The 19,564-nt window shown below is 36.4% G+C and carries 16 protein-coding genes; 4 read left to right on the top strand and 12 right to left on the bottom strand.

Translation table 11 applies throughout. The annotated features are described in order from the left end of the window. Positions 1 to 954 (bottom strand): ROK family protein, encoded by a 954-nt coding sequence (locus HXT23_RS04360; protein ID WP_116438239.1) that lies wholly within the window; start codon positions 952 to 954, stop codon positions 1 to 3. 278 nt (positions 955 to 1,232) lie between these two features. Between HXT23_RS04360 and HXT23_RS04365 the strand changes: the two genes are divergently transcribed. The 3 genes from HXT23_RS04365 to HXT23_RS04375 all read left to right on the top strand — a co-directional run bounded on the left by HXT23_RS04365 (position 1,233) and on the right by HXT23_RS04375 (position 5,762). Continuing rightward, complete coding sequence (locus HXT23_RS04365; protein ID WP_016635536.1) at positions 1,233 to 2,372, top strand: ROK family protein; 1,140 nt, start codon at positions 1,233 to 1,235, stop codon at positions 2,370 to 2,372. Between the two features lie 99 nt (positions 2,373 to 2,471). Then, a complete protein-coding gene (locus tag HXT23_RS04370; protein WP_422111620.1) occupies positions 2,472 to 4,502 on the top strand; it encodes a family 20 glycosylhydrolase in 2,031 nt (676 codons plus the stop codon). Between the two features lie 75 nt (positions 4,503 to 4,577). Then, positions 4,578 to 5,762 (top strand): GDSL family lipase, encoded by a 1,185-nt coding sequence (locus HXT23_RS04375; protein WP_422112753.1) that lies wholly within the window; start codon positions 4,578 to 4,580, stop codon positions 5,760 to 5,762. A gap of 290 nt (positions 5,763 to 6,052) precedes the next feature. Here HXT23_RS04375 and HXT23_RS04380 read toward each other — a convergent pair whose 3' ends face one another. The 10 genes from HXT23_RS04380 to HXT23_RS04425 all read right to left on the bottom strand — a co-directional run bounded on the left by HXT23_RS04380 (position 6,053) and on the right by HXT23_RS04425 (position 15,628). Then, a complete protein-coding gene (locus HXT23_RS04380; RefSeq protein ID WP_016635358.1) occupies positions 6,053 to 7,498 on the bottom strand; it encodes an MFS transporter in 1,446 nt (481 codons plus the stop codon). Positions 7,499 to 7,659: 161 nt separating this feature from the next. Further along, positions 7,660 to 8,865, bottom strand: a complete 1,206-nt coding sequence (locus HXT23_RS04385) for an iron-containing alcohol dehydrogenase (protein ID WP_016785560.1) — start codon at positions 8,863 to 8,865, stop codon at positions 7,660 to 7,662. 2 nt (positions 8,866 to 8,867) lie between these two features. Next, positions 8,868 to 9,581, bottom strand: a complete 714-nt coding sequence (locus tag HXT23_RS04390) for an HAD family hydrolase (protein ID WP_016635356.1) — start codon at positions 9,579 to 9,581, stop codon at positions 8,868 to 8,870. Between the two features lie 80 nt (positions 9,582 to 9,661). Continuing rightward, a complete protein-coding gene (locus HXT23_RS04395) occupies positions 9,662 to 10,645 on the bottom strand; it encodes a nucleoside hydrolase (protein WP_032813262.1) in 984 nt (327 codons plus the stop codon). Between the two features lie 76 nt (positions 10,646 to 10,721). After that, positions 10,722 to 11,690, bottom strand: a complete 969-nt coding sequence (locus HXT23_RS04400; RefSeq protein WP_422112754.1) for a carbohydrate kinase family protein — start codon at positions 11,688 to 11,690, stop codon at positions 10,722 to 10,724. Further along, entirely contained in the window at positions 11,683 to 12,384 is a 702-nt protein-coding gene (locus HXT23_RS04405; RefSeq protein ID WP_422112755.1) for a phosphoribosylanthranilate isomerase, read from the bottom strand. The genes HXT23_RS04400 and HXT23_RS04405 overlap by 8 nt, the downstream gene beginning before the upstream one ends. A 5-nt stretch (positions 12,385 to 12,389) precedes the next feature. Further along, the gene (locus HXT23_RS04410; protein WP_004133370.1) at positions 12,390 to 13,193 is read right to left on the bottom strand and encodes an energy-coupling factor ABC transporter ATP-binding protein; all 804 of its coding nucleotides are present in this window, start codon (positions 13,191 to 13,193) and stop codon (positions 12,390 to 12,392) included. Beyond that, complete coding sequence (locus HXT23_RS04415; RefSeq protein WP_101889586.1) at positions 13,190 to 14,062, bottom strand: energy-coupling factor ABC transporter ATP-binding protein; 873 nt, start codon at positions 14,060 to 14,062, stop codon at positions 13,190 to 13,192. Before HXT23_RS04415 ends, HXT23_RS04410 begins: the two co-directional genes overlap by 4 nt. Continuing rightward, a complete protein-coding gene (locus HXT23_RS04420; RefSeq protein WP_016635352.1) occupies positions 14,059 to 14,823 on the bottom strand; it encodes an energy-coupling factor transporter transmembrane component T in 765 nt (254 codons plus the stop codon). The genes HXT23_RS04415 and HXT23_RS04420 overlap by 4 nt, the downstream gene beginning before the upstream one ends. Positions 14,824 to 14,971: 148 nt before the next feature. Next, positions 14,972 to 15,628 (bottom strand): ECF transporter S component, encoded by a 657-nt coding sequence (locus HXT23_RS04425; RefSeq protein ID WP_032813263.1) that lies wholly within the window; start codon positions 15,626 to 15,628, stop codon positions 14,972 to 14,974. Between the two features lie 197 nt (positions 15,629 to 15,825). Here HXT23_RS04425 and HXT23_RS04430 point away from each other — a divergent pair, with 197 nt between their 5' ends. Next, complete coding sequence (locus HXT23_RS04430) at positions 15,826 to 17,718, top strand: PfkB family carbohydrate kinase (protein ID WP_016635350.1); 1,893 nt, start codon at positions 15,826 to 15,828, stop codon at positions 17,716 to 17,718. A gap of 311 nt (positions 17,719 to 18,029) precedes the next feature. Here HXT23_RS04430 and HXT23_RS04435 read toward each other — a convergent pair whose 3' ends face one another. Continuing rightward, entirely contained in the window at positions 18,030 to 19,238 is a 1,209-nt protein-coding gene (locus HXT23_RS04435; protein WP_422112756.1) for a hypothetical protein, read from the bottom strand. Positions 19,239 to 19,564: the final 326 nt, after the last annotated feature.

Raw genomic sequence — 19,564 nt, forward strand, 5'->3', positions numbered from 1 at the left:
TTAATTATTTCCCTCCTTTTTTATATCGTCATTGTGATTGCCGATAAGAGCTGCTCCTAACGCACCAAAAAACACCTCTTGATCTGCAATCACTAGACGATTAGATATATTTAATGAGGACAAAAATGGCGATTTTGTCTCAAGTCCACCAATAACTTTTTGTATATCCTTTAATAAAATTGTTCCTATCTTGCTTATGCCACCGCCGATAACAATAATTTTTGGGTCAAAAGTTACTGTGAGCATTTGTATTGTGCTTACAAGCGTGAATATGAATTTATGCCAGACTTTTTCAGCCTTTTCATTTTTATTGGAGACTTCTCTTAGTAACGATGCAATAGGATATCCATTTTTGGTAGGCCACATTTGCGCTAAAGCGCTTCCAGATATTATTGTTTCTACACACCCACGCTGACCGCATGGGCACATTGCACCATTTTTGTCTGCAACTATGTGTCCTATCTCTCCCGCAATCCCAGTTGAACCGTGGAAAAGCAACCCATTAATAACTACTCCTGCCGAAACACCAGTGCCTAAATTCAAGAACACTAAGCTGCTTGAATTTGCTCCATAATAATGGTATGCACCAAAGGCTGCAGCATTAACATCGTTATCAATGTAGGCATTTATTCCAAATCTATTTAAGATTTCAGATTTGAAATCTAGATTATGCGATCCCAAATTCACCGATTCACATACGCAACCAGTGTTTTGATTCACTAATCCAGGTACTCCAATACCGATACTTAAATCAACTTCCTTTCCATATATATTGTTAACTTGCTTAATCACTTTTGATATGAGATTACACACCTCATCAACGATTTCTTTTTCTCCTTGATGAGTAGACACTTGAGAATACGCAATAGGCTTATTGTGCGTGTCGAAAGCTGCACACAGCACCTTTGTGCCACCAACATCTACACCTATACGTATTGGCGAATCAAGTGCCATAATAAACTCCTTACAATTACCTCTACCTTGAAGTAAAGTCCATATTTATTGGATTAAGTACAATTATTGCACTAAAAAATAAAAAAGCAATACCGTTTATAATATTTATCAAAAAACATTGAAAATAAAGGCGTTTCGCAATATAACTTATTAATACAAAAAACGTAAATTCAAAAAAATAATTTCTAAAAACATCTTTTAGTATATGTTCCAAACTATATATTTATCTGATAATATGTAACATATAAAAATAAAAGGGCTTGAAGATGGGATGCAATATGGAAGATACCCAAATACCCCAGTCGATGATAAATCAGCTGATGACGGTTTCTCAAAAAACAATACCCGCAGACGCAAGAATAAATAATAGAATGTTAGTATTCAATTATTTATTCCCAAAGCAAATACTCTCTAGAGCAATGCTTGTAAGAAAGACCGAACTTTCAAAAGCATCAATCTCTACCGTTGTATCTGAAATGCTAGATGACCACATGCTTATAGAAAGTGGGCATGAATCAAAAATAGAACGTGGTAAAAGAGGAACATTACTAGAAGTTGATGCAACTTATTGGAATATTATAGCTATTGACATTTCTCAACCATGCTTAATACAAGGCGCAATCCTCAACCTATGCGGAGATATATTAAAACGATCAGAAATATCACTATACAAAAACACAGATGTTAGCGCAGACAAAATAGTTGAATTATGCAAAACTCTTATAAAGCAATCGAACAATAATATATTGGGAATAGGCATTGCTGTTCCTGGAATTGTAGACAACAACGGGAAAGTTATACGTTCATTAAATCTTAAGTGGGAAAATATAAATCTTAAAGAAGAATTAAACAAATATTTTGACTGCCCTATTATTATTGACCACGATACAAATAGCGCACTTCTAGCAGAAAGATTTTTCGGCAACGGAGTATCAAACACTATATTTATACAATTATCACTAGGCGTTGGAGCATCTATATTAATAAATGACGCAATAATTACTGGCATAAACAATTCCGCAGGAGAAATCGGTCATATAACCATTGACCCTAATGGTCCAACTTGCACATGTGGAAAAAAGGGATGTTTAGAAACATATATATCTGCAGAAATATTGCATAAAAAAATGTTCACATCTAATCAAGCAAGAATAGACATACTAACAGAAGCTGGACATTATTTAGGAAAAGCTCTTACAACAACTATTAATCTTTTAGACTTAACAGATGTTGTTATTTATGGACCATCCGACATTGTAAACAAAGTCTTTATAAGCGCCACGGAAGAAGCCATACAAGAGTACGGCCCTTATAATCCAAAACATTCGTGCACAGTAAGACGCTGTACGTGTAATAACGACATAACTCTTATTGGAGAATGCATTTCTGTTATTCAAAACAGAATTATGCATCTTTAATATACGAAAATATACCAATATTCACCAATAAAAATCTTTAATCATATTGTATGTATTAAAAGATAAAACTTAAACAAAAATAGCAAAGAAGCATTAATCATGGATATAAAAGAATCAACAATCATACTTGTGCCTTATCCACAAAAATTAAAAATTACAGGAAATGACTCCATAACTCTTCCAGAGTCAAGCTATATTAGTTTCAAAAATATTAAACCAGATACAAGAATTACTACTGCTGGAAAACAGTTATGCGTAGACTTAAAAAATCAATTTAATTTTGATTGGAATGTTAGCTACGGGGATGGCTATAAAAGCGCCATAAATGTATCAATAAACAAGGATCTTTGCGCACAAGAATATAAAATTTATACGTCATTAGCAAATAATAAACCAAGAATAAATCGTGCAATAATCACTGTAGAAGCTAAAGACATTCAGAGTATTTGTTTTGCAATACAAACTATAAGACAGTTAATTAAACAATTTGGAACAAGTATGCCTTTAATAGAAATTGAAGACTTTCCAAAAATACCAGTCAGAGCATACTCTTACGACGTTTCAAGAGGTAGAATACCTAAGCTTTCTTGGCTAAAGATTTTGGTAGATCAATTGTGCTTATACAAATATAACCAACTACAGCTTTATGTTGAGCATACTATTGATTTAGAAAATACTATTGAATCGTGGATTAAACATACTCCACTTACATGCAGTGAAATTATTGAACTAGATGAATATTGCTACAACCGAGGAATTGAGCTTGTTCCTACTATGGCAACTTTTGGTCATATGTACGAAGTTTTAAGAAGTCCGTCTTATAAAAATCTTGGCGAATTCCCTAGCCAATCACAAAGGCCGTTTAGCTTTGTAGAAAGAATGCTGCATCACACATTTAATCCTGCAAACCCACAAACAATACCATTCATAAGTAAAAGAATTAAAGATTATGCAGCATTATTTAGATCAAATAAATTCAACATTGGTGCAGATGAAACCTTTGATCTTGGCTGCGGAGAAAGCAAAGAAATTGCGCAAAAAGATGGCGTAGCAAACCTATATTCATCTTACGTTCAAAAATTATGCAATACGTTACAAGAAATAGGATCACAGCCAATAATGTATGCAGATATTGCATTAAAACATCCAAATATGTTATGCGCCATTCCAAAAAATGTTATTTTTGCAAACTGGAATTATGCAGCAAACGTTACAGAAGATAGTGTTAAATTAATACATAATCAAAACGCACAGCAATACGTATGCCCTGGAACACAAACATGGAATAGGCTAATACCAGATTTTGATTGTGCAATTAGCAACATATCTAAAATGTGTAAATATGCTCACAAAAATAACGCTTATGGATTATTACTCACAGACTGGGGAGATTATGGTCATATAAATGACCCAATTCTCTCTTTGCCTTATTTGATTATGACTGCTCAATACTCATGGGGATCTAGCAAGATAAGTAAAAACAATGTAGAACACGATTTTACAGATATCAATTCGCTAAATACCTTATTAAAAGATATAAGCAATATTCTTACCGATAATGTTTGCCCTCAATTATGCAATATTCTTCAAGAAGCATCACACTCACAAGCATTTAGCTGGTCAGACGCGGTGCAATTTAAAGAGCTTGATGATAATGGCGATTCAAACAAAGATGTTTTATTCTTATTAGGATTCAAAAAAGACATATCTCTAAAAGAAGCAAGAAAACAGTTTTTGACTGATAGAAATCAACAAATATTAAATGCAGAAAAATACAACAACACATTGTACAAATGCATAAATGATCTTTATAAAACGTACTCTTGCTACAAATGCTACACACTCAAAGAAAGAATAAATAAAGACTTTATAAACACAACAATTTTAAGTATTCAAGGCCAGCAAATACTTAATAGCCTTGGATTGTATATTCTTAACGCAAGCGCAGAATATTCAAATAGCAGCAATAAAATAAGCAAAGACCAAGTAGCTTACTTTGTACAGACTATAAACAATTGGTTTGTTCAATATGCAAATAGGTGGAATTCTATAGGAAAATCTGCAGACTTGTACAGGATTCGACAAGTTTTTGATTGGCACATAGATTGGCTGTTAAAAAATTCCAATTAAATATATTACTTTTTATTACTGTTTATTATCCGATGACTATTTTACGAAAATTATAAATACAAGATGAAGGCTTTTATGAATAACACAAACTGCTCAATCAACGAACAAGCAATTCTAGACTCTGGATTAAAAATATCTAACATATTCGATGTAAAACATAGAGTTTTAGGAAGATATAATAATGTAAAAAATCCTTGTGGAAACAAAAAATACTATTCAACTTATTGGACTGGAAGCGGCGTTGAATTTTTGTATTCAGGAAACTCACTAAAACTTGTAATTGAGTCATCTTACACACAATATGAACCTTGGGTAAGCGTAGACATAGATGGATGCCAAATAAGCAAACAAACACTTAACAATGGCATTAACTTAATCCAATTGTCTAATGATTTAGATGATAACAAATATCATAAAATACGCTTGCTAAAAGAAACACAGTTTATGCACGAAGACCCAACCCAAACTTTTGTTATAGAAAAAGTCATATATGATGGAACTTTTAGGAATCCAGAAAAACCATCTTTAACTCTTGAATTTATAGGAGACAGTATAACAAGCGCAGAAGGAGCATGCGCGAATGCGAGTATACAGAAATATTGCTCTGCCATTTTTAGCGCTTGGAATGGATACCCTAGAATAGTGTCAGACGCCTTAAATGCAGATTTTAGCGTAATATCTCAAGCAGGCTGGGGAATAGTTTGCAACTGCGAAAATAATCCTAATTGCACATTAACAAATATATACTCAAAAATTTGTAAACCTGCTCAAGGGAGAAACATTGAATTTGGTTGCAACGATAGCTATAAACCAGTAATCAACACTGATTTTATTGTTATAAATCTTGGAACAAACGACGCCACAGCTTGCCTTGCAAACGAGTGGGAAGACCCGAAAACGCATAAAAAATTCAAGTTAAGTTTAGATAAAAATGCTCTAAACTCAAGTGAAAATGACTTCTTAGATAATGAGTCTGCAAAGATAGTTAAAAACGGCGTAAATAACCTATTAGAAACAGTTAGAAAGATTAACCCAGACTCAACCATAATTTGGTGCTATGGGATGCTTGGAAATAGGCTGGAGAATCTTATTGAACAATCCATTAATGATTTCTGCAATAAAACGAGCGACAAGAAAATATTTTATATTGAATTACAAAATACTAGCGATAATAATCTTGGCGCATGCAGTCACCCTGGAAAAATAGCACATAAAAATGCTGCGCAAATCTTAATCAATAAAATAAAACAGTTGATGTAAAGGATGACAATCAAAGAAGAAAGTATGCATTACAGATTTATGTAGTCGCTCCGACCTGCCTTCGCAAACGCACTACATGAAACCGCAAATCTTCCGCATTTTGTAGTTATAATCAGCGCGTTCAACAACAAAATAAAAGCCGCAACGAAAAATCCACTGCGGCTTTTATTGCTTATAAACCTTTCTAAAATTTTCAACAATGCCTAATACTCTGCAATTTAACAATTACAGTTAAATACGGCAATAAATAATTTATTTACTAAAATACCTGACTACAATACCTGACTCTACTACGCCTCATCTTTCTCAACGTGCGAATGGCTATAAATCATCTTCATAGAGAAGATGAAAATAACCATAGCTGCAAGAACGATAATTCCGCCTATCATAAACACGTTTGCATATGTGGAAGCAAGTCCGCTTGCTGTTCCAAACATAGATCCTCCGCTCATCGAGCCATTGGCCATAAGCTGTCCGAATAACGATACACCAATCGAACCAGTAATAGCTTGAAGCAAATCATTAAATCCTAAAGCTCTACCAGATTCTTCAGGTTCTACTGTCAAAGTTGCAGTATCAACAATTGGCTGGTAGAAGAATGAAGTGCCAAAGTAGTAGATGCACGGAGCAACAGCAAGCGCCCAAATCTGACCTGCAGGAATCAAAATAGCTATTGCAATCAAGCCGCATCCCATGCACGCAAGAGCGAGAATTACCGAAGCTTTGCGTCCAATCTTTTGAATAATAGGACCAGCAACAAATCCCATAATCGCAGCTAAGATGATTGACCAAACAAGCCAATTAGACACTTGGGAAGAATCAATCTTATAAACATTTAATCCAATAGCATTGCATCCTGCATTCAAAGTGTAGCTAAAGAAGTATCCAACAAAGATTACAACCATAGTCATTGCAAATGCTGGATTTGTAAGCATCTTAGGTGTAATGAATGGGTTCTTAGCCTTATTTATATAAACAACAAATGCGATTAACGTCACCACGCAAGCAGCAAGCCAGAAATAATTCATATCTGTAAAGAACATAGTTACAGATGCTGCAAATAGACCTATAAGCGCAAAGCCAATAACATCAATCCTTGCGCCCTTGCAATGTTCATCTGGCAAATTCTTACGCAATACTGGCAGCAAGAACACTGCCAACACGCCAATGCCAAACAGAATTCTCCAATCAACTAAGGTCATATATCCCGCAAGGAATACACCCAAAGCGGCAGCAGCACGGAATACTGCAACAAATATTCCGTACCAAATAACTCGCTTCTTCTTTTCTACATACTTAGAAACCAGCACCAAGAATATAGAGCCAGAAACTTGCCATCCAGCAGATTGTAAAATCCTAGCAATAATTACAATCCAAATATTAAGATGACCAAAGCATCCAAGAACCGATGCAGCAACAAACACAACAGTTCCTAATGTCATCATTTTCTTTAGTGACACAAAATCACCAAGCGAACCATAAATAACGCACACAATACCCAAGACAATTCCTGGCAAAGACGTGATTAATGGAGCAAGGTTTGCTTGTTTTAGCTGGTCTCCAATATTTACGTAAATCATTCCAAAAGCCTGCTGCTGCAATACGCCAAGAGTAAAAATAGCGAGCACAACAGGAATTGCAACTTTTGCCATTTTATTCATTTTTGCGAACTCTTCAGTTCCCTCTTCAGGAACTGGAATGCCATTAGTTCGCTCACTGACTTCAACTTTAGTCATGGCTATTCCTTTCTTCTATTCTTCCAATTAAATGGAATATTTTTGCCACGCCTATATTTTTGACGCAGCATCGCTGGCACAAATCTTCATTTGACTTATGTCAACAACATTTACTTATAAATCAGCTAAATCAGCAATAACCCACTAAAAAAACGAATTTTCTAACAGATTTCCCTATGCATAGAAAGCTGATATATTTTTTTACAATCATCTGGATTTAGCCTTGCAACGGAACCTATAGAATTATCTTCACCAAAGAACTCAATTTGACTCAACATCTTATCGATTCCATCTTTAGGCAAACCCGCATCTTCAAAACTCGTAGGCATACCTAAGGATTTGAAAAACTTTTCAGTTTCCAAAATTCCCTTATTTGCTAAATAAGATTCACTATCTACAGTGCTAACATTTGCCTCAGTAGAAATGCCAAACACTTCTTTTGCGTATCTAGCAAATCTCTTAGCATTCTTGCTAGAAGCAACCTTCATCCATGAACACATGATTATAGATAATGTTGCACCATGAGGAGTGTTATATAAAGCACTAATCTCATTCGCTAACGTATGCGTAGACCAATCTTCATTGCGACCAATACTAAAAGTATTATTCTGAGCAATTGTTGAAATCCACATAATCTGCGCACGCAAATCATAGTTTTCCAGATTTTCCAAACAGCGCGGACCTATGGAAATTAGAGTGCGCAGAACTCCCTCGCACATTGAATCCACTACCCCGAAATCGTTATCATCGCTAAAATATCTTTCGCAAATATGACTAAACATGTCTACTATTCCGCATGCTGTTGGATATGCTGGAACGCTAAGAGTTAGCTCTGGATTCATAAAAGCGACAACAGGTCTGACTATTGTATTAGATATAAGCAGCTTAAGATGCTCAGAGTCATTATTTATAACCACTACTTTGCTTGATTCGCTACCAGACGCAGGCAAAGTAAGCACAGAAAACACTGGCAAACTAGACTTTACTTTCGCAAACCCAGTAAAATAATCCCATACATCACAATTACCAGCAGCTCCAATACCTATAGCTTTAGAAGAATCAATTACCGAACCACCTCCAATTGCAACGATGCCATCAATGCAATTATTTTTTACAACTTCAATACCTTTTCTAACTAGCGATAGCTTAGGATTTGGCTCAACTCCACCAAGATCAACAAAATCAATATTGTATTTATGCAAACTATTTTTAATATCAAAAAGAATATGTGAAAGGTATTCTCCACCATCATAATGAAGAAGAACCTTAGATATACCTCTATCTTTTAATTCTTTTCCAACTTTACATTGAGCATTCCTGCCAAACACAAACTTAGTTCCAATGCAAAGATCAAAATTATTAATCATGATTACCGAACCTCCAGCAAAGAGTTTCTTTCTTCATTTGCAATATCAGAAGAAAATAGAACTGAAGAAATGTCATTTACGCAATTAGCTAAATACTTTGGCCTGGCCAACTTCAATGCAGAGATTTCACCGTCTCCATAAGATACAGCAATACAATCAACACAATTTTCTCTAGAAGACTCAACGTCGCTATAGGAATCTCCAATATATACACAATCAAAAGGGCTAATATTATATTTACTAATCATTAAAGAAATCATTTCTTTCTTGCTCATATAAACTTTCGATTCAGAATACAAAGAATCTGGAGAAATCCAACTGTCGAATAGCTCAATCCATTTTTTTATATTCAAAATCTTTTCCAATGCATCCAATGGCTTATTCGTAACTATTGCATTTATTACTCCGCATTTTTTAAGTTTCAAAATAAGCCGAGCAATACCCGCATACATGTGCGTACTATGAAAATTATTTAAATTCCTATAATGATTACTAATATCTGAATCGAATTTTTTATAAAATTCAAATCCAGGATATGGGATGAGGTACTTAAATATTTCTAATGTTGACTTACTCAAATTAGAACTATTAGATATAAATCCTTCAGGAAGCTTAGACCCACAAGCACATGCGGCATAGTTTATGGAACGCCACACGTCTTCGCTTGTACTGGCTATGGTTCCATCAAAATCCCAAAGGATTAATTTATACCTCATCCCAAGCCCTTTCTTTATAGATTGTTAATAATGAACAATGTTTCTAAATAGCGTTTCTTAATACTGTTTCTAAAACTAAATTAGTTATAACTTTCAAGAGTCTTGTAAAGCATATCTACAAATCCAGGGAAATCTAGCTCAAGAGCTGCTTCTGCGTTGGGTTCCTTACCTCTTGGCTCCATAGTTGGAGTACGCTCTAAATCAACAGCTGGATTTTCGCCACGTAGATGTCTGTAATCACATACAGTCATTCCTCTTGTTAGCTTTCCATCAAGCTCAACGTCAATATGCATTGGAACAGCCTTAATAAGTTCGGGGAAAGCAACCCATGTTACAGCACAAGCATCATGCATTGTTGCGCCTGTTAGATTTGTTTCTTCAGCACATGTTCCTATAAAGAATTCAGTTAAATCAGCAGCTAACATTGCTGCTTTTGTTCCAATTTGCCTAAATTTAGCAACATGCTCTGCTTTAAGATCGCATTGACGAGTTAAATTAATTCCAGTCATTTTTACATGAATTCCAGAATTAAACACTCTAGATGCTGCTTCTGGATCAACAAAAATATTGAATTCTGCCGATGGAGTCCAATTTCCAAAAGTAACAGACCCACCCATGATGCATATTTCTTTGACTCTATCAACAATTCTAGGTTCTCTATTTATTGCAGATGCTATGTTTGTTAGCGGACCTGTAGCTATAAGAGTTACATCATCTGTGCTCATAACTGTGTCAACAATAAAATCTACAGCATGCTTATTCTGTGGCTTATGAACAGGATCTGGAAGAACTGGACCATCTAAACCAGTAACACCATGGAATTGAGGCGCAGTAACAAGAGGCGCAACCATAGGACAGCTATGCCCAGGGTAAACACCAATATTATCTGCCTCGCCTAAAACTTCAAGAATTTTAATTGCATTAGTCGTCACATTTTCTAATGGGCTATTGCCGCCAATTGTTGTAATTCCTAGAACATTAAGATGCTTAACAGCAATCATTATTCCAAATGCATCATCATGACCTGGATCACAATCCAAAATTACTTTCTTTTTATTACTCATTATTAATGACTTCCTTATCATATTGTTTGGTAACTTATTATTTATTGCATTATTTATTAATCAATAACCTCAATTGTTATTTGAAAGTTTTTACATCATAATGCAACAAAAATTCATTAATTTGATTGATATTAGGAGAATTCCTAGCACCTTTATGCGCTACTGAATACGCAGCAACAGCATTCCCATACAGTAAGGATCGTTCAATATTAGAACAATCCAACATAGATTTTATGTAACCAGCGTTATAAATATCGCCAGCACCTATAGTATCTACAACATCAACATTGAACGGCGGAGCAGATATAACGCTACTATTCTTAAATCCTATAGAGCCGTTTGCACCATCTCTTGCAACAACTGTACGTCCGTTAACAGATAAATCTTTTGCATTATTTTCCCATGTATCATCTCCTAAATAAGAAAACTCGTCTGGACCAGAACCCAATAAATGAGTTACATATGGCATTATTCCCATCAAAGCATCATAAAAATCAGGATTTAATACGCCATTATCAACTCGTAAATTCAGATCGAATGAAGTGGGAATTCCGAAATTATAAGCCTCTCTAAATATGCGCGTAATAGAATCTCTTGCAGAAGTGTTATACACAAGGCACATACCAGAAGAATGAATCCAATCAGAGTTTCTAACAGCATTCATAATGCGATCATCAAGATCTAGCACCTTAAAGGATTGGCTCTCTCTTGGCCAACCCCACAAATACCTTTCACCAAACTCATCTACAAACGCAAACACTCCAACGGTATTTAACTCAGCATGCGTGCGCAAATAGGTTGTGTCAACGCCTTCCTTAGCAAAATCATCTAAAACAAAACGACCATATTGGTCATTCCCTATAGAACCAACAAAATATGTATTAACTGCTAATCTAGAAAGCGCAACAGCAGTATTGGCAGAAGTACCTCCACCTTGAATAGATACATCAGGATACTTAACAATAGTTCTTTGCTTATTCAAAAATCGCGGATAAGGAACTATAATATCTACATTTGCATCGCCAACAACAATAACATTATGCATTTAACGCCGCCTTAATAAAAGCTTCCACTTTTACAGGATCCTTACATCTCAACGTATTTGCACGCTCGTCTTTGTAATTTGTAAGACTAAATGAGTCAACACCATACGGGTTAGTATCATGAATCGCATCAGCAACATTAGAAGCATCAAGGCCTCCAGCAATAATGCATTTAACAGATGTAGAGTCAATAATCTCCTTATCGATAGACCTATCGTGCTCAATTCCAGTTGCGCCTATGTCGTTAGCATCTGGCGATTTTGTGTCTATTAAAAAGAAGTCGGAAACTTTTTCATAATCTTTAACATATTGGAGAACTTTTTGCTCTTCTAAAGGAACGCCTTTAAGAACAGGTATAGCTTGCATAATAAGAAGCTCAGGAAACCTACTTTTTAACTCACCAACTTGTTCAGGAGTTATACCTTCTATGTCTCCAGATAAATGCAAAACATCTGGCATTGCTAAATTTAAGTCTTCACTAATTTCGTCTATATTCTCCGAACACGTTAAGCCAATTCTTACGGCACCTGGTTGTACACCATTAAAAATCTCTTTTGCTTGCGAGCAAGACAACTGACCTGGAGTATGTTGAATATGCCCATAGCTTACGCCAATATGCTTAGCGCCAAGACTTACAACCATACGCGCATCTTCCACAGTCCTAATTCCATAAATTTGTACAATAACGTCAGCCATATTATTCACCTTTCACTGTTAAACAATTCAACAAACGCTGGCACAGTAAATGGAGTGCCATTCATACCAACTTTTTGCGCAACTCTTGTAATCGGTGGAGGAGTTACAAAAGATAATCGCAAGATATCCGTTTGAGAAAACACCTTCTCTGCTGGCCCATCTAACAAAACTCTTCCAGACTGCATAACAATTATTCGACTAAAATTCTCCGTAACAAACTTCATGTCATGCGATATTGTTATGCACAATTTTCCTTGAGATTGCAGCGTCTTTATAATCTTCTTAAGACGTAGATTCCCTAAAACATCTTGACCACATGTAGGCTCATCAAAAATAATGACTTTTGGATCCATCATAAGTATTGCGCCAATAGTGCAGAATTTTTTCTCTGTTAAAGATAGGTCAAAAGGATGGATATCTAACTTATTGTTAAGACCAACAAGATTTGACACTAATTCCATGCGTTCTTCGATTAATTTTGAATCCATTTTTATTTGTTCTGGACCAAACGAAAATTCTTTACGAACGCTCTCTAAAAACAGCTGGTCATCTGGATTTTGGAATACATACCCAACTTCGCAAGCCCATTCAGAGGTATCTTTAGTATCAACATTTATACCATCAATTAAGACTTTGCCCGAAGTTGCTTTAAGAATACCGTTAAAATGCTTAACAAGCGTTGTTTTACCAGCGCCATTTTGACCAATTATTGCAACAGGCTCATTGCCGCTAATACTAAAAGAAACACCATCAAGCGCTTTGTGCCCCGATTTATATTCGTGCACAAGATTGATAACATCTAACTTCATGAGTTAACCTCACTTTTATTAGAACGTATGCTACTTTTAACAAGATCAACTGCCTGATTCTCGGTGATAGGAATTTTAGTCACATTTACTCCGCAATCGGCAATAGCAAAACCGAGTTTTACGTAGTCTGGAGGTTCAATTCCGTGATTAGTAATATCTGGATTTGTAAATACTTCATAAGGCGATCCACTTGTAAAAACTTCGCCATTATCCAGCACCATAACAGTATCAGCGCACCTTGCAACGCGCTCCATATCGTGATCAACCATAATCACAGTTACGCCACTATTATTGAGACGTTTTACAATGTCAAAAATCTCCTCGCTGCCAAGTGGATCAAGTTGTGTTGTACACTCATCTAAAACCAAAATCTTAGGTTCCATAATAAAAGTTGACCCAAATGCAACTCTTTGAATCTGTCCACCCGAAAGCTCAAGAGGATTTCGGTCTAAAATATCACTTATACGCATTAATTCTGCAACTTGAATAACTTTTTCAGTCATCTCCTTACGAGCAACACCTTGATTACATAATCCATATGCAAGCTCTTCTGCAACAGTGCCCGAAGTGTAGCTAAGTTGATTAAACGGATTTTGAAATACTAGACCGATTGTTTTAGAAAGTTTAGCTACACTAGAAGAAGAAACATCATTGCCGTCAACAAACACTTTTCCACGCGATTTGCCAACAAAATAATGCGGTATTAAACCAACTAATGCATTACATAATGTTGATTTACCAGATCCGTTAGCGCCTATGATACATAAAAAGCTTCCCTCTTTAACATCAAAGCTTATATGTTTTAATGCACTTTTCTTACTACCGCTGTATCTATATGAAAAATCTTTTACGGAGAGAATATTATTCATTTTAGACCCCCATAATAAGGAATAATTCCAACATAGAAACAGGTAGACAAGACTAAAGAGATAGCAAGAATTAGTAATAACATGTAAGTCAAAACTGAGTCATAAACTCTCCATTGGACTTCTACTATGCTTGTTCTTTTTACTCCACTTACACCAAAGCCACGCGTTTCTAATGTCATTCCTCGCTCTTGAGCATCAGTCAAAGAGCTTAAAACAACAGGCCCAAGTAAAGGTATTAGCGCACGCAATCTGCCAATCGCACTTCCAGACATTTTTAACCCTCTAGCGCTTTGAGCCTGGCTAATAACAGACATTCGTCTTTGCATTTGCGGAACAACATTTAAGCTTGCTAAAACTAAGTAACCTATTTTTGCAGGAAGACCTATGCCAGTTAAAGCAGCGACCATACTGCCTATATAAGTAGTTTTATTCATAATGTAAAAACTGCCCAAAAATACTAGAACAGTAACTACTACTCTTCCCGCATAAATCATTCCTTCGAGACCAAGTTTTGCAAATCCAAAATCCGCTATAAAGGTTTTATTACTGGGACTATATAGCCCTTGTATAAACATAAGCATTAATGTCATTGGTATTCCAAAGCCAAACATAAGTTTTACATATGGAACAACAATCCTTGCAATAATTGCTACAACAAAAAGAACTACAATAAATGCAATTCCTAGACAAGGATCTGGCCATGCCATAGATGAGATTCCTAAAGTAAAAATAGCAATTATTTTTGTTATAGGATTCAGCATAGAAACAGGATTATTATCGCAACGCTGCCATGTTAAACAACTTTTATTATCACTCATTGCAACATAACTCCCTCGTTAAACTTATGAAACCATAAAACCATGAAGCTGATTCAAGATTGTTAAATCAGCTTCTTCGACAAAAAACTAATTAATCAACAGAATCTTCATCATATTCATCTGATTCATCAGAATTATCCGAATCATCTGAATTGCCTGCAGCATATTGACTTAAGAACCTCTTAGGCACCTTTTTAACAATAAAGTAGGCAACAGCAACAGCAATTCCCTTATCTAATAGATTCTCAATAATTGATGATGAAAATACAGAAGCAAAAATATTTTTCATTGCTACAACAAGCGTTGCAGTAAGCACCGAGGTTCCATTAATGCCAGTTGCTCCACTAAAAACAAATACTGTTATAAGTGATGCAGAAACGGCGTTTACTAAGGTTACAACAACCCAAACAATTAGAACACCCCACCACTTTTTGAATAAACCTGCCTTAACCATATAACCAACAACAAGACCACATAAAACGCTAACTACCGCATAAGGTAAATTAACTGGATTTGCCACCAATGCTAAAAATACATTTGTTAAGAACCCAGTTAAGGCAGCAACCCACGGTCCCGATAAGCAGGCAACTACCATAGTTCCAATCATATCTAGAAACAGAGGGAGCTTTAGCGTTGAGCATAGAGTACCGCCAATAAGATTTATACCTACTGCAATAGGAATCAAAACTAACGATTTAGTTGAGAATTGATTCTTAATATTCTCAATAAATAATAGCTTCTTTGCCATCATGCACCACCCTTCAACAAAATGTTGATAAGTCTTGCAAAGTTGTTAATTCTTTCAAAATTTCAACAAAACAACACTGTATGAAAATTGTTTCCTAAACAGTTTTCATAATTCATCTTAGAATAATAAATACTTATTGTCAATAATGCACAGTTATGAATAAACTATATCTTTGAAGACAAAAAAGAAGGAATCAAATGAACATTAAAGACATAGCTCGATTATCCAAAGTTTCAGCATCAACTGTGTCAAAAATTGTTAACAGTAAAGATGATTCAATCAGTTCTGAAACTCGCGAGCGCGTCTTATCTGTAATACGACAATATCACTACACTCCATATGCAAAAATATCGTCGCAATCAAAAACTTGGCATATTGCAGTAATTCTTAGATCTTCAATATCTTTTGACACAACTTTAGACGGAATAATACAAACAGCACAACAATCAGGCTATGGAACAGTAGTTTTCAATAGCTATTCAAACATAGAACAAGAAAGTAAAAATATAAGCGCACTTAGCAAGCACAAAATCGACGGCGTTATATGGGAGCCAGTAAGCAAAGAAAGCTTTAATAAATTAAAAGGAATTGAACACGAGATACCATGGCTAACTATTGGATCAATAGGAGGCGACGAATCACTATTATTGCCCTATTCAGATGCGGCATATAAACTGACGGAACAACTAATATCGCATGGCCACACATCAATAGGATGCTTAATGACAGATGGAAGAAGAACAAAAGATTTTCTTAACGGATTCAAATCATGCTTATTTGACCATCACCTCGATTTTGACGAAAGCAGAATATTTTTTGACCTCAACGACAAATTAGTAGAAAAAATAAGCGATCACTCTATTACTGCGCTCGTGTCTTCTCATTATAGAAAAGCTTTAGAATTTCAACAGTTAATGACTTCTCTAAATAGAAGCATTCCCGAGGACGTTTCACTCGTATCCATAAAAAACGACACAAACGAACAGCCTATACTGGCAAAAAACTCTGAAATATCTACATATACAATCCGCAACGCTGATTTTGGGTCATACTTGTGCAGCAAGCTTATAAACGAAATAGAAAAAAGACATGAATCAAAGACTTCTTTCGTTCAAGAATTCCATCTGGACAATACAAGAACTATAGGATCACCGTCTCAGCTAAGAAAACAAAAGATAACAATTATAGGATCTATTAACCTAGACACATTCCTATCTGTGCAAAATTTGCCAAGTAAAAATGAAAGCATTAATGTTCAAACTTCTAAAACTTATCCAAACGGTAGCGCAATAAACCAAGCTATAGCAGTATCTAACCTTGGCCAACGTGTAACCCTAATAGGAAATGTTGGATACGACTTGGATGCAGACAAAATATATAAAACACTTTCACAATGGGCAATAGATTCATCTGGCGTAATACGCAAACATGAATCTCACACTGGAAAAGCGTACACATTAGTAGACGCTTGCGGAGATTCAATAACATCTGTAATATCTGGCGCAAATAGCACATTAAATCAATCAAACATACAAGATAGAGCTAATTTGTTTGAAAACACAGCATATTGCATAATTCAATCAGATATACCTGTCGATGCAATAATATCTGCGTGCAAAATCGCTAAAAAAGCTGGTGCAAAAATCATATTCAATCATGTTTCATCCGAAAACATACCGAAAGAAATAATAGATAAAATAGATATTTTATTTACGAATATAGATAGTAAAAACACTGATCGAATTGAGGAAATAGCAAAAGAAAAATCCTCATCTTTTATAAATAAAGGCGTAAAAACAGTAATTATAAATATGCTGCATAAAGGATACTTACTATCTGATTACAAAGAAGAAAAAATAGTAAATAGCAACGAACCCAACATCGAGAAGTATAGCAACTGCAGTGATGCTTTTGTATCAGCACTAGCAGCATATATGCTATATGGTTACACCACAAACCAAGCAGCAGAAATTGCGGCCTACGCTGCAAATTATTCGAATTCCAGAGAAGAGATAACACCATCTTTTATAGACAAATATACTTTAGAAACAAGTATAACTATGCCTAAAAGCAGTTTGATAAACCAGTAGACGCTTTTTGTAGCTATAATCAGCGTGTTCGACAACAAAACACGTAAAAGAAAAAGGCTTGTTAGAAACCTAACAAGCCTTTAAAACTAAAGAACAGAATCCCGTCCCTAGCGGAAAACCATCTCTAGCAACAAGCATTAAGCACCTGCAAGCAGAATAAAGAACCTACACGGTAAGAAAAGGAAATTTCGGCAAACCGAGCAAACTCTAAACCCCGCATGCAAGCTGCAGCACAAAACACGCGCCGCCGCCTAACGCAAGCCTATTTCAAGCGCGCACTCACACACTTAGCATAAGTGCGCGCGCAATGCTTAGTGACGAGCCTTGCGAACAGCAGCACCCATGCCAGCAAGCATGGTGGCAGCCAAAGCGGTCAAAGTTACGCCAACACCAGTACCAGTGTGGGTGTTACCGCGCTTGTCCTTGCCGTTCTTGTTCTCAACCTCAGTCTTAGCACCAGCAGCGGCGCCATTAGCAGCGCCAGCCTTACCAGCAGCAGCACCTGGCTGAGCGGCAGCGCCTGCCTGGCCAGCTGGAGCACCAGGAGTGGAGACCTCATTAGAAGAGCCTACAAAACCGCGACCAGGCTGGAAGTCGCTATCAAGCAACTCAATATCTTCTGGAGTGCTATAACCAAGAACCAAAGCCTCCTTATGATCCTTAGCAGCATAGAAATTGGTCTTGTAGGCAGCAAAAGCCTCACGATAAGCAGTTAAAGCCTCACCAAACTTGGTAGATGCCTCAGTATACTTGGTGCTAAGATTGTCAGCCTTATCCTTAGCATCAGTAGAAGCCTTCACCAAGCGACCATACTCAGCCTTTTCACTCTTGCTCAATCCAGTCATATCATGGTTATTCTCGAAATCAGCAACAGTCTTAGCAGCATTATTAGCCTTAGCCTGAGCAACCTTCTGCTCACGATAAAGCTTGTCAGCCTTAGCAAAAGCATCCTTAAGCTTCTTAGTAGCAGTCTTAAGCCTTGTAGCAGAAGCAGACAACTGTACAGCGTAATCGTCATCTTCCTTATCAGCAACTGGAGCAAACTTGCGCATAGCCAAGACAGCAGCATCATAAGCAGCCTGAGCAGTCGCTACATCCTTCTTAGCGGCTTCGGCAGCAGCCTGAGCATCAACATTTGCATTGTATTTGTCTGCATATTCCTGCAATTTCGTCTTAGTTGCAGGCTTAATAGTATCGCCTTCCTCTTTCACCTCATACTTACCAGTCTTCTGATCAAGCACGAGCTTTACACCATCCGCATCATTTGGCTTTTGAGCTGGAACAGCAGCCTTTTTGGTTTCAGCAGCGGTTTCCTTTTCCTTAGCAGTATTCTTAGCAGACTCAAGGTTAGCAGCAGCAGTGTTGGCAGCATCCTGAGCTTCCTTATAAGACGTTGGCTTCTTAACCTCAGTAGTAGCAGAACCCTTACCATCAGCAGCGAATGCTGGGGTTGCCATTGCGAAGCCGGCAAGCAAAGTTGCGCCAGCAGCGAAAGCGGCGATAGCCTTCTTATTCATCATTTTATTTCCTTTCTTCTTCTCCTATGCGTTAGGGGCGCATAGAAAAATTTGCTCCACAATCCAAAACGGATCGTGGCACACGGCCAAACTAGGTGCGGCCATGTTTGCTATTAACATACCCCCCCCCCGTTTGAAAAAGTCAAGCCCCAGCCACACATGCTAAACCGAAAAAAATGATGTTATACACAAACTAATCCACAATTAAGGCCACATTGCCGTAAAATTTGTGGATAAACAACGCTTAAACCGTAAAAATACGCATTTCAAGGTTTTTGAAGAATTTTCCCAGGTTTTTTTAAGGAAATACTTTTCGGGTGTGTCGCACG

Origin of the sequence: Gardnerella sp. DNF00257, from assembly GCF_049262745.1 — a bacterium.
Taxonomy (GTDB): domain Bacteria; phylum Actinomycetota; class Actinomycetes; order Actinomycetales; family Bifidobacteriaceae; genus Bifidobacterium; species Bifidobacterium piotii.

What these genes read in the sequence shown, in the direction of transcription:
- HXT23_RS04365 (WP_016635536.1), top strand. Translation starts at nt 1,233, where the DNA reads ATGGAAGATACCCAAATACCCCAGTCGATGATAAATCAGCTGATGACG.
- HXT23_RS04360 (WP_116438239.1), bottom strand. Translation starts at nt 954, where the DNA reads ATGGCACTTGATTCGCCAATACGTATAGGTGTAGATGTTGGTGGCACA.
- HXT23_RS04410 (WP_004133370.1), bottom strand. Translation starts at nt 13,193, where the DNA reads ATGAAGTTAGATGTTATCAATCTTGTGCACGAATATAAATCGGGGCAC.
- HXT23_RS04425 (WP_032813263.1), bottom strand. Translation starts at nt 15,628, where the DNA reads ATGGCAAAGAAGCTATTATTTATTGAGAATATTAAGAATCAATTCTCA.
- HXT23_RS04380 (WP_016635358.1), bottom strand. Translation starts at nt 7,498, where the DNA reads ATGACTAAAGTTGAAGTCAGTGAGCGAACTAATGGCATTCCAGTTCCT.
- HXT23_RS04400 (WP_422112754.1), bottom strand. Translation starts at nt 11,690, where the DNA reads ATGCATAATGTTATTGTTGTTGGCGATGCAAATGTAGATATTATAGTT.
- HXT23_RS04435 (WP_422112756.1), bottom strand. Translation starts at nt 19,238, where the DNA reads ATGATGAATAAGAAGGCTATCGCCGCTTTCGCTGCTGGCGCAACTTTG.
- HXT23_RS04405 (WP_422112755.1), bottom strand. Translation starts at nt 12,384, where the DNA reads ATGGCTGACGTTATTGTACAAATTTATGGAATTAGGACTGTGGAAGAT.
- HXT23_RS04415 (WP_101889586.1), bottom strand. Translation starts at nt 14,062, where the DNA reads ATGAATAATATTCTCTCCGTAAAAGATTTTTCATATAGATACAGCGGT.
- HXT23_RS04420 (WP_016635352.1), bottom strand. Translation starts at nt 14,823, where the DNA reads ATGCTGAATCCTATAACAAAAATAATTGCTATTTTTACTTTAGGAATC.
- HXT23_RS04395 (WP_032813262.1), bottom strand. Translation starts at nt 10,645, where the DNA reads ATGAGTAATAAAAAGAAAGTAATTTTGGATTGTGATCCAGGTCATGAT.
- HXT23_RS04370 (WP_422111620.1), top strand. Translation starts at nt 2,472, where the DNA reads ATGGATATAAAAGAATCAACAATCATACTTGTGCCTTATCCACAAAAA.
- HXT23_RS04430 (WP_016635350.1), top strand. Translation starts at nt 15,826, where the DNA reads ATGAACATTAAAGACATAGCTCGATTATCCAAAGTTTCAGCATCAACT.
- HXT23_RS04385 (WP_016785560.1), bottom strand. Translation starts at nt 8,865, where the DNA reads ATGATTAATAATTTTGATCTTTGCATTGGAACTAAGTTTGTGTTTGGC.
- HXT23_RS04375 (WP_422112753.1), top strand. Translation starts at nt 4,578, where the DNA reads ATGAATAACACAAACTGCTCAATCAACGAACAAGCAATTCTAGACTCT.
- HXT23_RS04390 (WP_016635356.1), bottom strand. Translation starts at nt 9,581, where the DNA reads ATGAGGTATAAATTAATCCTTTGGGATTTTGATGGAACCATAGCCAGT.